12 protein-coding genes are annotated in these 13,142 nt (G+C 63.0%); 5 read left to right on the top strand and 7 right to left on the bottom strand.

What is annotated here, in order from left to right:
• The first annotated feature begins 66 nt into the window (after positions 1–66).
• From plsB to ACK59H_RS10280, 3 genes are all read left to right on the top strand, one after another.
• Complete coding sequence (gene plsB / locus ACK59H_RS10290) at positions 67–2,553, top strand: glycerol-3-phosphate 1-O-acyltransferase PlsB (RefSeq protein WP_409264429.1); 2,487 nt, start codon at positions 67–69, stop codon at positions 2,551–2,553.
• Between the two features lie 77 nt (positions 2,554–2,630).
• The gene (locus ACK59H_RS10285) at positions 2,631–3,029 is read left to right on the top strand and encodes a YbaY family lipoprotein (RefSeq protein WP_060478364.1); all 399 of its coding nucleotides are present in this window, start codon (positions 2,631–2,633) and stop codon (positions 3,027–3,029) included.
• Positions 3,030–3,060: 31 nt separating this feature from the next.
• Positions 3,061–3,747 (top strand): DUF4197 domain-containing protein, encoded by a 687-nt coding sequence (locus ACK59H_RS10280; RefSeq protein WP_060478365.1) that lies wholly within the window; start codon positions 3,061–3,063, stop codon positions 3,745–3,747.
• 33 nt (positions 3,748–3,780) lie between these two features.
• Here ACK59H_RS10280 and ACK59H_RS10275 read toward each other — a convergent pair whose 3' ends face one another.
• Both ACK59H_RS10275 and ACK59H_RS10270 read right to left on the bottom strand, forming a co-directional pair.
• Positions 3,781–6,846, bottom strand: a complete 3,066-nt coding sequence (locus tag ACK59H_RS10275; protein WP_060478366.1) for an efflux RND transporter permease subunit — start codon at positions 6,844–6,846, stop codon at positions 3,781–3,783.
• A gap of 6 nt (positions 6,847–6,852) precedes the next feature.
• On the bottom strand, positions 6,853–7,953 hold the full coding sequence (locus ACK59H_RS10270) for an efflux RND transporter periplasmic adaptor subunit (RefSeq protein ID WP_060478367.1): 1,101 nt from the start codon (positions 7,951–7,953) through the stop codon (positions 6,853–6,855).
• Positions 7,954–8,121: 168 nt separating this feature from the next.
• Here ACK59H_RS10270 and ACK59H_RS10265 point away from each other — a divergent pair, with 168 nt between their 5' ends.
• Positions 8,122–8,763 carry a TetR/AcrR family transcriptional regulator gene (locus tag ACK59H_RS10265; RefSeq protein WP_409264428.1) on the top strand — a complete coding sequence of 214 codons (642 nt, stop codon included), beginning with the start codon at positions 8,122–8,124 and terminating at the stop codon, positions 8,761–8,763.
• 87 nt (positions 8,764–8,850) lie between these two features.
• On the opposite strand, the gene ACK59H_RS10260 is transcribed toward ACK59H_RS10265, so the two are convergent.
• Positions 8,851–9,633 (bottom strand): class I SAM-dependent methyltransferase, encoded by a 783-nt coding sequence (locus ACK59H_RS10260; protein WP_060478369.1) that lies wholly within the window; start codon positions 9,631–9,633, stop codon positions 8,851–8,853.
• 107 nt (positions 9,634–9,740) lie between these two features.
• On the opposite strand from ACK59H_RS10260, the gene ACK59H_RS10255 reads away from it, so the two are divergent.
• Complete coding sequence (locus tag ACK59H_RS10255; RefSeq protein ID WP_409264427.1) at positions 9,741–10,361, top strand: energy transducer TonB; 621 nt, start codon at positions 9,741–9,743, stop codon at positions 10,359–10,361.
• Between the two features lie 2 nt (positions 10,362–10,363).
• On the opposite strand, the gene ACK59H_RS10250 is transcribed toward ACK59H_RS10255, so the two are convergent.
• The 4 genes from ACK59H_RS10250 to ACK59H_RS10235 are packed head-to-tail and all read right to left on the bottom strand — an operon-like array spanning position 10,364 to position 13,078.
• A complete protein-coding gene (locus ACK59H_RS10250) occupies positions 10,364–11,041 on the bottom strand; it encodes an extensin family protein (RefSeq protein ID WP_409264426.1) in 678 nt (225 codons plus the stop codon).
• A 15-nt stretch (positions 11,042–11,056) separates the two neighbouring features.
• Complete coding sequence (locus ACK59H_RS10245) at positions 11,057–11,887, bottom strand: isocitrate lyase/phosphoenolpyruvate mutase family protein (protein WP_060478372.1); 831 nt, start codon at positions 11,885–11,887, stop codon at positions 11,057–11,059.
• Between the two features lie 30 nt (positions 11,888–11,917).
• The gene (locus ACK59H_RS10240) at positions 11,918–12,787 is read right to left on the bottom strand and encodes a DUF72 domain-containing protein (protein WP_060478373.1); all 870 of its coding nucleotides are present in this window, start codon (positions 12,785–12,787) and stop codon (positions 11,918–11,920) included.
• Positions 12,788–12,790: 3 nt separating this feature from the next.
• Positions 12,791–13,078, bottom strand: coding sequence for a hypothetical protein (locus ACK59H_RS10235; RefSeq protein WP_060478374.1), 288 nt, complete (start codon positions 13,076–13,078; stop codon positions 12,791–12,793).
• Positions 13,079–13,142: the final 64 nt, after the last annotated feature.

Here is a 13,142-nt window from a genome sequence, read left to right as displayed (position 1 = left end):
CTTACGCCGATACGGCAGACTAACTGGCTGTCTATTCTCAGAAATTCATGCCCAGGGCACTCACCCATGACCCGTTCCCCGTTGCGCCGTCTGATTTTCGGCGCTCTGCGTCGCCTGATGTACCTGTGGGTGCGCTCCGAGACCATCAACCAGTCCTCCCTCACCCTGCAACTGGACCGCAGCCGCCCGGTGTTCTACGCGCTGCCGTCACCGTCGCTCACTGATCTGGTGGTGGTCGACCGGGAATGCACCAAAGCAGGGCTGCCGCGCCCGGTGCTGCCTGTCGCCGTCGGCCCGCTGCATGAGCCTGCCGCCTTCTTCTACCTAACGCCAGACCCAGACTGGCTTGGCCGCCAAGACAAGCGTGGTGCCCCGCCGACCCTGGAGCGCCTGGTGGCAGCCATCAGCCAACATGCCGAGGAAGATGCGCAGATCATCCCGGTGAGCGTGTTCTGGGGCCAGACCCCTGCCAGTGAAAACAGCCCGTGGAAATTGCTGTTCGCCGACAGCTGGGCAGTGACCGGGCGCCTGCGCCGGCTGCTGACGGTACTGATTCTTGGACGCAAGACCCGCGTCCAGTTCTCGGCACCGATCCACCTGCGCGAGCTGGTGCAGCACAACAAGGGGCACGAGCGCACCGTGCGCATGGCCCAGCGCGTGATGCGCGTGCATTTTCGCAACCTCAAGAGCGCCGTCATCGGCCCTGACATCTCGCACCGGCGCAACCTGGTCAAGGGCCTGGTGCATGCGCCCCTGGTGCGCCAGGCAATTGCCGAAGAGGCTCAGCGCGAGAACCTGCCACTGGCCAAGGCCGAGGCTCTGGCGCTGCGCTACGGCAACGAAATCGCCTCGGACTACACCTACACTGCCATCCGCTTTCTTGAAGTTGTGCTCAGCTGGTTCTGGCACAAGATCTACGACGGCATCAAGGTCAACCACATCGAACAGGTGCAGGGTATCGCCCCCGGCCATGAAGTGATCTACGTGCCCTGCCACCGCAGCCACATCGACTACCTGCTGCTGTCTTACCTGTTGTTCCGCAATGGCCTGACACCCCCGCACATCGCCGCCGGCATCAACCTCAACATGCCGGTGATCGGCGGCCTGCTGCGCCGTGGCGGTGCCTTCTTCATGCGTCGTACGTTCAAGGGCAACCCGCTGTACACCGCGGTGTTCAACGAGTACCTGCACACCCTGTTCACCAAGGGCTTTCCGGTCGAGTACTTCGTCGAAGGCGGGCGCTCGCGCACTGGGCGCATGCTGCAGCCACGCACCGGGATGCTGGCGATCACCCTGCGCAGCTTTCTGCGCTCATCGCGCACGCCTATCGTGTTCGTGCCGGTCTACATCGGCTACGAGCGGGTACTGGAAGGCCGCACCTACTTGGGCGAACTGCGTGGGGCGAGCAAGAAGAAAGAGTCGATCTTCGACATCTTCAAGGTCATCGGTGCGCTGAAGCAGCGTTTTGGCCAGGTGTCGGTCAACTTCGGCGAGCCGATCCGCCTGGCTGCCTTCCTCGACCAGCAGCAACCCGGCTGGCGGGAGCAAGACCTGGGCCCGCAGTTCCGCCCGGCCTGGTTGAACGAAACCACCACCCGCCTGGGCGAAACCGTGGCTCGCCACCTCAACGGGGCGGCAGCAGTCAACCCGGTCAACCTGGTCGCTCTGGCTTTGCTGTCCACCAGCCGCCTGGCGCTGGACGAACGTGCCCTGGTGCGGGTACTGGACCTGTACCTGGCGCTGCTGCGCCAGGTGCCCTATTCCGAGCACACCACACTACCTGAAGGTGACGGCCAGGCATTGATCGAGCACGTGCGTGGCATGGACCTGCTGGCCGAACAGAAGGACGCCATGGGGCGCATCCTCTATCTGGATGAAGCCAACGCGGTACTGATGACCTACTACCGCAACAACGTCCTGCACATCTTCGCCCTGCCCGCACTGCTGGCGAGCTTCTTCCTCAGTAGCTCGCGCATGAGCCGCGCGCTGCTTGGGCAATATGTGCGTGCGCTGTACCCGTACCTGCAAGCCGAGCTGTTCCTGCGCTGGCCGCCTGAGCAACTGGACGAAGTGATCGACCAGTGGCTGGCAGCACTGGTCGATCAGGGCCTGCTGCGCCAGGACAAAGACCTGTTCATGCGCCCGGCCCCGAGTTCTCGCCAATTCGTGCTGCTGACGTTGCTAGCGCGCAGCATCACCCAGACCTTGCAGCGTTTCTACATGGCGACCTCGCTGTTGCTCAACAGTGGCCAGAACACCCTGAGCGCCGAGGCACTGGAAGACCTGTGCGTGATGATGGCCCAGCGCCTGTCGATTCTGCATGGCCTCAACGCCCCGGAGTTCTTCGACAAGACCCTGTTCCGGCACTTCATCCAGACCTTGATCGAGCAGCGCGTGCTGCGCCCTGACAGCACTGGCAAGCTGGGGTACCACGACAAACTGGGCGAGCTGGCCGAAGGGGTGGCCAAGCGCGTGTTGTCGGCAGAACTGCGCCTGTCGATTCGGCAGGTTGCACTGCACGGCGATGATGCATTGACCAGGGCTGCCATCTGAAGCCCCCGCCTGCGCGGAAAATCCGTTAAAGTCCTTGGCGTTGGCCACAAGCCAGCGCCAAGGACACCGGAGATTCCATGAAAAAACTCTTTATGCTGTGCTGTGCATCCCTGCTCGCAGCCTGTTCCAGCCCAACACCTTCCAACCAGGCAAGCCTCGACGGTGAAGTCTTCTACCTACAGCGCATCGCCCTGCCACCGGCTGCCACCTTGAGCGTTACACTGCAGGATGTCTCGCTGATGGACGCACCTGCCGTGACCCTGGCCCGCCAGGCCGGCCCGGTCAAAGGCAACGTACCGCTGCCCTTCCACCTCACTTACGATGCGGACCAAGTCAAGCCTGGGCACCGCTATGCGCTCAGCGCGCGGATCGAGCTGGACGGTCAACTGCTGTTCATCAACACCCAACAACACAGCGTCGCGCTCGACGGCAGTGACCAGCAGCCGGTTCGTGTCAAAGTCGACCCGGTGCGTTGAGCATTCTCCTTTCATCGATAAGGAAATACCCATGATTCGCGCCTCCTTGCGCTTGACTACCCTATGCGCCGGCTTGTTGTTGTCGGCCAGCGCCCTGGCGCTGTCGCTCGGCGACCTCAGCCAGTCCGATGCCACCGGCGGCCTGAAAGACGCGCTCACCCAAGGTGCGCAGATTGCCGTCAAGCAACTGAGCACGCCAGGCGGCTTCAGCAACAACCCCGATGTACGCATCGAACTGCCGGGCAACCTTGGCAAGGCCGCCAAAGCCATGAAGATGTTCGGTAAAGGCGACCAGGTCGAAGCCCTTGAAGCCGGCATGAACAAGGCTGCCGAGGCCGCCGTGCCGCAGGCCCAGGCCATTTTGGTGGATGCCGTGAAGAAAATGAGCGTCACCGACGCCAAGGGCATCCTCAGCGGCGGCGAGGACTCAGCCACCCAGTACCTGAACAAGAGCAGCCGCGAACAGATTCGTGCCAAGTTCCTGCCGATCGTCAAGCAGGCCACCGACAAGGTCGGCGTGGCTCAGCAGTACAATGCCTTCGCCGGCCAGGCCAAAGGCCTGGGGCTGATCAAAAATGACGCCAACATCGAGAACTACGTGACCGAAAAGGCCCTGGACGGGCTGTTCGAGATGATTGCCAAACAGGAACAGAGTATCCGCCAGAACCCAGCCCAGGCCGCTACAAGCCTTGCCAAGAAAGTATTCGGCGCCCTGTGACAACCCAGGGGGGCTATGTGCCCCCCGTGCACTTCAGCCCTTCTTGACCCTGAACCACGCCGCATACAATGCCGGCAGGAATAACAGGGTCAACGCCGTGGCGACGATCAACCCACCCATTATCGCCACCGCCATCGGCCCGTAGAACACACTGCGTGACAACGGGATCATCGCCAGCACTGCCGCCAGCGCCGTCAGCACGATCGGCCGGAAGCGCCGCACCGTAGCCTCGATGATCGCCTGCCAACGGTCCAGCCCCGAGGCGATATCCTGCTCGATCTGGTCGACCAGAATCACCGAGTTGCGCATGATCATCCCCGCCAGGGCAATGGTGCCGAGCATGGCGACGAAGCCGAACGGTTGGCGGAACACCAGCAGGAACACAGTGACGCCAATCAGCCCCAGCGGTGCGGTAAGGAACACCATCACCGTGCGCGAGAAGCTGCGCAACTGGACCATGAGCAGGCTCAGCACCACCACGATGAACAGGGGCATGCCGGCGTTCACCGATTTCTGCCCGCGTTCGGCGTCCTCGACCGTACCTCCGACTTCCAGCAGGTAGCCATCGGGCAGCTTGGCCCTGATTGACTGCAGGGTCGGCAGTATCTGCTTGACCAGGGTGGCAGGCTGCTGGTTGTCATAGATATCGGCGCGCACGGTCACCGCCGGCAAGCGGTTGCGGTGCCAGATGATGCCTTCCTCGAAGCCGTACTCCAACGTCGCGACCTGAGACAGCGCCACGCTCTGGCCATTGCTGGTTGGCAAGGCCAGGCTGGCGAGGTTACCCAGGTCGCCGCGCTCCCGGGCAGTGCCGCGCAAGAGGATTTCGATCAGCTCATTGTCCTCACGGTACTGGCTGACGGTGGTGCCGGTCAGCGAACTCTGCAAGAAGCTGGACACCTGGGCCGTGCTCACGCCCAGGGCGCGAGCGCGGTCCTGGTCGATCTTCAGGAACACTGCCTTGCTCGGTTCTTCCCAGTCCAGGTGTACATTGACCAGATGCGGGTTCTGGCGGACCTTTTCCGCCACTTCGCGGGCCAAGGCACGGGCCTGCTCGATATGTTCCCCGGTCACCCGGAACTGCACCGGGTAGCCCACCGGTGGGCCGTTTTCAAGACGTGTGACACGGGCGCGCACGTCAGGGAACTGCTGCTCGACAGTGCCGATCAACCAACTGCGCAAGCGCTCGCGTTCTTCGAGCGAGCTGGCCAGCACGACGAACTGGGCGAAGCTGGCGGCCGGCAGTTGCTGGTCCAGCGGCAGATAGAAGCGTGGCGAGCCTGAACCTACATAAGCCACGTAGTTTTCGATGCCGTTCTGTTGCTTGAGCAACGCTTCGAGTTGCTTGACCCGCTCGGCGGTATTGGCCAGCGAGGCACCTTCGGCAAGCTTCAAATCCACTAACAGTTCAGGTCGCCCTGAGGCCGGGAAGAACTGCTGAGGCACGAAGCGAAACAGCAAGATGCTGCCGACGAAGGCGGCGATGGTCAGCACGATCACCGTCTTGCGCCGCCGCACGCACCACTCCACCACCCGCCGAACCCGTTGATAGAACGGCGTGGCATAGGGGTCGGGAGCATGCCCGTGCTTGTCATGGCGCGCAGCGTGCAGCTTGGCCAAGTCTGGCAGTAGCCGTTCGCCCAGGTAAGGTACGAAGAGCACCGCAGCTACCCATGAGGTTAGCAGTGCGATGGTCACGACCTGGAAGATCGACCGGGTGTATTCGCCGGTACTGGAAGCCGCCGTGGCGATCGGCAAAAAGCCCGCTGCGGTGATCAAGGTACCGGTGAGCATAGGGAAAGCCGTGCTTGTCCAGGCATAGCTGGCTGCCTTGAGGCGATCGAAGCCCTGCTCCATCTTGATCGCCATCATTTCCACAGCAATGATCGCATCGTCCACCAGCAGGCCCAGCGCCAACACCAGCGCACCGAGCGAGATCTTGTGCAAGCCGATGCCAAAATAGTGCATGGCGGCGAAGGTCATGGCCAACACCAGGGGAATCGCCAGGGCCACCACCAGGCCGGTACGCAGGCCGAGGGAGAAGAAGCTCACCAACAGCACGATCACCAGGGCCTCGACCAGCACCTGGACGAATTCGCCGACCCCGGCCTTGACCGCGGCGGGCTGGTCCGACACTTTGCGCAGTTCCATGCCCGCTGGCAGGTTGCGCGCCAGGCGCTCGAACTCGCCCTCCAGCGCTTGGCCCAGCACCAGAATATCGCCGCCATCTTTCATCGACACCGCCAGACCAATGGCGTCCTCGCCCATGAAGCGCATGCGTGGGGCTGGCGGGTCGTTGAAGCCGCGGTGCACGTCAGCCACATCGCCTATACGAAAGGTGCGATCACCCACCCGCACAGGGAACTGACGTATCTGGTCAACACTGTCGAAGCGCCCGCTCACACGCAGCTGCAGGCGTTCACTGGGGGTTTCGAAAAACCCTGCAGTGCTCACCGCGTTCTGCTCGCGCAACGCCTGCTGGACCGCCTCCAGGGGCACACCCAGGGTCGCCAGCTTGAGGTTGGACAGCTCGATCCAGACCTTCTCGTCCTGCAAGCCGACCAGCTCGACCTTGCCTACATCCTTGACCCGCTGCAGCTGGATCTGCACCCGCTCGGCGTAGTCCTTGAGCACCGCGTAGTCGAAACCCGCGCCCGTCAGGGCGTAGATATTGCCGAAGGTGGTACCGAACTCGTCATTGAAGAATGGCCCCTGGACCTCCGGTGGCAAGGTATGGCGGATATCCGAAACCTTCTTGCGAATCTGGTACCACAACTCGGGGATATCCTTGGAGTGCAGCGAGTCGCGGGCCATGAAGGTGACTTGGGACTCACCGGGCCGCGAGAACGAGACGATCCTTTCGTACTCGCCCGTCTCCATCAACTTCTTTTCGATACGCTCGGTAACCTGGCGCGATACTTCCTCTGCCGTAGCACCCGGCCAGAGGGTACGAATGACCATGGCTTTGAAAGTGAATGGCGGATCTTCGCTTTGCCCAAGTTTTGTGTAGGAGACGGCGCCGACGGCAGCCAGCAGAATCATCAGGAAAAGGACGATCTGGCGATTACGCAGCGCCCAGGCAGATAGATTGAAACCCATCGGGACTTACTCCTTGGCCGTCAGGTTCACTAGGCGATTGGTTCGGTCCACGGGGCGTATTTCCTGGCCCTCGCGCAGTACATGGCCCCCTGCGGCGACCACCCAGTCATTGGGGCCGAGGCCTTCGAGCACCGGCACGCTGTCGCTGCCATAAGCACCCAGGCGCACCACCGCGCGCTCCAGGCGGCTGTCCTGGTTGACCCGCCATACGTAGGCCTGGCCGTTTTGCGCGGTGACGGCCGAGAGCGGCACTGCGAGCGCTGTCACGCCTTCATGGGCAACGAACACCCTCGCGCTCTGCCCGAGCTCGGCAGGCACCTTGGCGGACGAGAAAGCGATGCGTGCAGCGAAGGTGCGCGAACGCGGGTCGGCTGAGGGCGAAAGCTCGCGAATACGCCCTGGGAACCGCTCACCAGGGCGCGACCACAGTTCCACGCTGACGGGCTGGCCTACGGCAAAACCTGCAAACTGTTGTTCCGGCAGCGCAATGGCCACTTCGCGCTCACCGTCAGCGGCAAGGGTGAATACCGTTTGCCCGGCAGCGACCACCTGCCCCACTTCAACCTGACGCTGGGCGATCACGCCCGCCTGCGGTGCACGCAAGACCGCGTATTGAGCCTGGTTGCCGGCCACGTCGTATTCGGCCTTGGCTTGCTTGAGGCGGGCAAGGCCGGCGCGATAAAGGTTTTCCGCGTTGTCATACTGGGAATGGCTGACCATCTGCCGATCCCGCAGCTTCAGGTAGCGGTCACGCTCGGTACGTACCAGCGACAGGTTGGCCTGAGCCGCTGCCAGTTGAGCACGGCTGGCCTCAAGTTGCAGGCGCACATCCTGTGGGTCGAGCTCAGCCAAAGGCTGATCGGCCTTGACCCGCTGCCCCTCCTCCACCAAGCGCTTGCTGACTTTGCCGCCAATGCGAAAAGCCAGCGCCGGCTCCAGCCGCGCGCGCACTTCGCCAGGATAACTGTCGGCAACGGCGGCGGCAGCGTGCGGCTGGACCACCAGCGCCGGGCGTGGTGCAGCAGGCGCGGCGGCTTCCTGGCCGCACGCCGCGAGCATCAGCGCGGCAGCTGCGGGCAGAGCAAGTGACAGGACTTGGCGCAACATGGGAAATCCTTTCGCGGGTACGTATTGGAATATTTATACTGGCGAGTATATTAAATCAGGGAACCGAGGCCGGGAAGCCGACGTCGGAAAGAAAATCGACCTTAACGACGGTCACGAGCTACAGCCGCAAGACGTCTGAGCCGGTAAGATGGTCGCCCCTTCAACCAGATGCGGATCCCAATGTCCAACGACGCACTCAACGGCCCGGGCAGGCCCAAGGACCTGGCCAAGCGCGAGGCCATCCTCGAAGCTGCCAAGGCCCTGTTCCTCAGCCTTGGCTATGCCAACACCAGCATGGATGCGGTCGCTGCGGCGGCAGGTGTTTCAAAACTCACGGTCTACAGCCACTTCACCGACAAGCAGACGCTGTTTGGCTCGGCGGTCATGGCGACCTGCCAGAACCAGTTGCCCGACCTGATATTCGAATACCCCGCCGGCGCCCCTGTGCAGGAGGTGCTGCTCAATATCGGGCGCAATTTCCAAGCGCTGATCTGCAGCGACGAAGCAGTCAAGCTCAGCCGCCTGATCATCGCGCTGGGCAGCCAGGACCCAGCCTTCGGTCAGTTTTTCTACGAGGCGGGGCCCAAACGGGTGCTAGCAGGTATGGAGGCGCTGCTGCGCGAGATCGACGAACGCGGCTTGCTGCGCATCGCTAACCCGTTACAGGCCGCCGAGCACTTTTTCTGCCTTATCAAAGGCGCGCCGGATTATCGTTTGCTGCTGGGATGTGCGGGGCCGCTGGAGGGCGACGAGGCCGAGGCCCATGTACGTGAGGTGGTCGGGTTGTTCATCCGGGCTTTCGAAGCCTGAGTCATGCTGAACCGGCCTTTGGCGGCTGACGTTGCTACAGGGCTCGTGTAGCTGCGACTTCAGCCGCGCATAGGCCGGTTCAGGCGGTCACGCCTTCAACGCTTTTTTCGGATAGATGTCATACCGACTCGACTTGCCTTCCAGGCTATGGCTCGGCTTGGGCCCTTCGATGATCGGTGCTTTGCGCGGGCGCTTGACCACTACTCGGTGGCTGGCCAGCGCCAAGGCTGCCTCGAGCAGGGCCGGGGCATCCAGGTCATCACCCACCAGCGGTCGGAAGACTCGCATCTCCTTTTTCACCAAGGCGCTCTTGTCACGGTGCGGGAACATCGGGTCAAGGTAGATCACCTGCGGCGCCTCCCCTTCCCAGGCGCGCATCTGCTCGATGGCATTGCCGGTCAACAGACGCATGCGGGCCACGATGGCGCCGACCTGTTCATCGCCCCGGGCCCGCGCCAGGCCGTCTTCAAGCAGCGCTGCGATCAATGGCTGGCGCTCGATCAGGGTCATCTGGCAGCCCAGGCTGGCCAGCACGAATGCGTCCTTGCCAAGGCCTGCGGTAGCGTCCAGCACCTGCGGCCGCACACCTTGGGCAATACCAACGGCCTTGGCGATCATCTGCCCGTTGCCACCGCCGAACAGCCGCCGATGCGCCGCTTGCCCCCCGACGAAGTCGACCCGCACCGGCCCTGGCGCCTGCGGCCCTAATTGCTGGATCTGCAAGCCCTCAGCGCCCACCTGTACGGCGAATTCGGCACGCTCGTCCTCCAGCGGCAAACCCAGGCGCGCGGCCCAACTGGCCGCCTGGGCAGCGTACTGCGGCGCCAGCGCCTCAACCCTAAGTCCTGTGCCCTGCTCCTGCTCTTGCATTTCAACCTGCACTCGAAAAATGTAAACAAGCCCTTCATGTATCACCGGCCCCGGCCGATACAGGCAATATCCCGCTATTCTGCCAGAGCACAACGCGCGCGACTGCCATGACAGATACACTTCCCATCGGTTTGACCTACTTGTCGCCTGTCGGCAACTACGGTCGGCAGAATACCCAGGCACTGGGCGGCGTTAGCCACCTGTGGCAGGATTTCTTTGCCCGCGCCATGGCCGACCAGCAAGCGCTGGAGCCGGACAGCGTCATCCAGGCCATGGAGCAGTGCGACAAGCAGACTGGGGAACCGATCGGCGCAGCCAAGGCGTTGGCCCTGATCCAAACCCAATGTGCCTGCCCCGTACAGGAAACCGTCGTTGCACCGCCCGAGCCGCTGTTTCTGCCCAAGGCCGAGCTTGAGGCCAACTTGCTGGAACCGGCGCCAGAGCCATTCACTGTGGCCGAGATGATTCAGCAACAACGCCAACTCGACATCAGCAACAACTGGCTGCGCCCTATCGTCATGAGCCAAGGCCACCCGCCGGCAGAACCAGGCCCGGCCCCCTCACCGCGCCCGCTACACCTGCCAATCGCTGAATTGGAAAGGGACCTGCTCGACCCCGCGCCAGAGCCGTTTGACGAGGCGACCCTGGCCAAGCAGCAGAATGAATTGGAGTTCGACATGCATTGGGCGCGCCCGGTGGTGTTGAACAACGTTCGCGTACACGCCTGAGGTCAGCGGCAGACCTGCCAGCGCCCCATGTCCAGATGAAAGTGGTTGTGATGAGCAGCGTTGTAGTCCGGCCCCAGGACCGTACTGAAACTGTCGCACGCCGCCCGATGCACTCGCCTCAGAAAGTCGCCTTTCTGCCCTCCCGCCTGCCAATCCTGAGCCAACACGATGCGCTGGCCACCTTGCAGACGAAAGCCGCTGATATCCAGGGCGTTGGCCGTAGCGTGCTCGCTCAGGCGCCCTTGCTTGCGGTTATAGATATTGCGGCAGGCAAAGCTGCCCAAATGATCCACCTGAACCACAGGCTGGCCGAAAACCTGCTCCGCCGCCACCTGCAGGCCGTGGCGCTCGAACAAGGCATAGGCCACAGCCAGCGGGCAACTGGCGAGAAAACTGCTGCTCAGCCTGGCTTGCCCTTGCTCGATGCGCCACACGTTCTCAAGCGGGCAGTTGGCCGAAGCCGGGCTGTCGGCCTGCGCTCGGTAGCGAAGGCCGGAGGTCTCTAGGGTCTGGCGGCACAGGGCTGGGTCGCCGCGCAAGCGCGACAGCTTGTAGTGGGTCAACCAGTTGGGTGGTTGGCGCACATCCAGTGGTGCCCACGGGTTCCAGGCATCGGGAAGGCGCCAGCCAAGCTGCCAGGCGAAGCCCGCCGTTAGCACCAGCAGGCTACACAGCAGCATGAAAACGCGCATGGCTCAGCGGTGGAACAGAGCGTTGAGCTGTGCGAACGGCAGCGCCTGCTCAGCGTAATTGAAGGTGCCCTGGTCGCGTATTTCCAATGCCGCACGGTGGAAGGCGCCCAGCGCTGCACGGGCCAGCGAAGAGCCCACGCTGATGCGGCGCACGCCCAGGTCCTGCAACTGGTTGACGCAAAGCGGCACACCGGCCAACCCCATCAGTACATTGACAGGCTTGGGCGCTACCGCCTGAACCACAGCACGCACTTCATCGACACTGCGCAACCCCGGTGCATAAAGCACGTCAGCACCCGCCTCGGCGAAGGCTTGCAAGCGCTTGATGGTGTCGTCCAAGTCCATGCGCCCGTGCAGCAGGTTTTCAGCACGGGCACACAAGGTGAACGGAAATGGCAGGCTGCGCGCGGCCTGCGCGGCGGCCCGAACCCGCGCTACGGCCAGTTCGAAATCGTAGATAGGCGCTTCGGCGCGGCCGCTGGCATCTTCGATCGAGCCGCCGACCAACCCTGTCTCGGCAGCGCGCACAATGGCGTGGGCGCAGTCCTCGGGTTGGTCGCCGAAGCCATTTTCCAGGTCGGCAGCCACCGGCAACGGTGTGGCATCGACGATCAGGCCAGCGTTGTCCAAGGTTTCATCCAGGCACAACGCACCTTCGGCATCCGCTCGCCCGAGGCTGAACGCCAGGCCTGCACTCGTGGTGGCCAAAGCTTCGAAGCCAAGACTGGCCAGCAACTTGGCGGAACCGGCATCCCAGGGGTTGGCAATGACGAATGCGCCGTCGCGCTCGTGCAATGCCTTGAACGCTTCGGCTCGCAAGGTCTGTACATCCATGGTCGCAATCTCCGGGGCGGCAGGTAAGGGTCAGAGTAGCCCCAGTTGTTCGACCTCAGGTGCGCGCGGCAATTCAGGCAAAGGCGCAAGCCCCGGCAAGCGAGCCATCAAGCGCTGGTGAAAGCGCTGAGCAAGCGCGGCGGCCAGGCGATTATCCGAGGTATGGAGAAAGACATAGGGGCTCCGCCCTTGCTCGATCCAGCCGGCGACCTTGTCGACCCACGGGGTGAGAAACCCCTCATTGGCGGCCAATTGCGGATGCCCGATAAAGCGCACCTGCGGGTGCTGGGTGAAGGCGGCGGGGCGCGCAGGGACCTTGGGCTTTTTCGACTGCGCATGCAGGACGGCAGGGTCGCGCGATAGACAACTGAACAGCGCGCGAGAATCCAGGCAAATGCGCTCGACACCCCGCTCGTGCAGCAGACGGTTGAGCGACCGCTCTTCCTCGCCCTTGGCAAAGAAGGCGTGGTTGCGCACCTCCACCGCCACCGGTACGCCGACCTGGTCCAGAAACTGGCCGAGCTCGCCTAGCCGTGCGGGGCCGAACCTGGCCGACAGCTGCAACCAGTACGGCGCTACTCGCTGCCCCAGCGGCGCCAGCAAACGGGTGAAATCAAAGGCCGATTCAAGCTGATCACGCAGGTCACCCTCATGGCTGATGTCTCGGGGGAACTTGGCGGTGATGCGAAAGTGTGCAGGCATGACCTGCGCCCAGCGCGCAATGGTGCGCTGCGCTGGGCGGGCGTAGAAGGTGGTATTGCCTTCGACTGCGTTGAATACCTGGCTGTAGTAGCCCAACATCTCGTTGGTGCTGGCGTCGGCTGGGTACAGGTAGTCGCGCCAGGCGCTTTCGCTCCAGGACGGACAACCCAGGAAATAAGGCAGAGGGGACGGATTCATCCGTCAAATGTACAGGTCGAGCCCTATCACTTCCATGTCCCAGTCGGTAAAACCGGCAGTGCTCAAGTAGCTGGCCAATGCGGTGGCCGTGCGGCGATCCCGAGCTCGTGGGAACACCATGTCCTGCTGGCGAGCTGGCACGCCAGCCGAGCGGCGGCGAGTAGTAGCCTCCATGGGCACTTCGTTTTCTTCGACCAGATCGGCATCTTCGACGCTCTCATCGCGCACCACGGCCTTACGCGGCGTGCGCTTGACCGGGTAGGACTGTGAGGAGAAACCGTCGATACGCATGAGATGAGCACTCAGGACCAGTGGTGGCAATTTAGCATCAACCGAGCCCCGTCGCTAATGCTCG

It is taken from the genome of Pseudomonas sp. KCJK9000, assembly GCF_046230725.1.
Classification (GTDB): domain Bacteria; phylum Pseudomonadota; class Gammaproteobacteria; order Pseudomonadales; family Pseudomonadaceae; genus Aquipseudomonas; species Aquipseudomonas promysalinigenes.
Note: the sequence above shows the minus strand (reverse complement) of the source record. Positions and strands in the feature narration are given on the sequence as shown.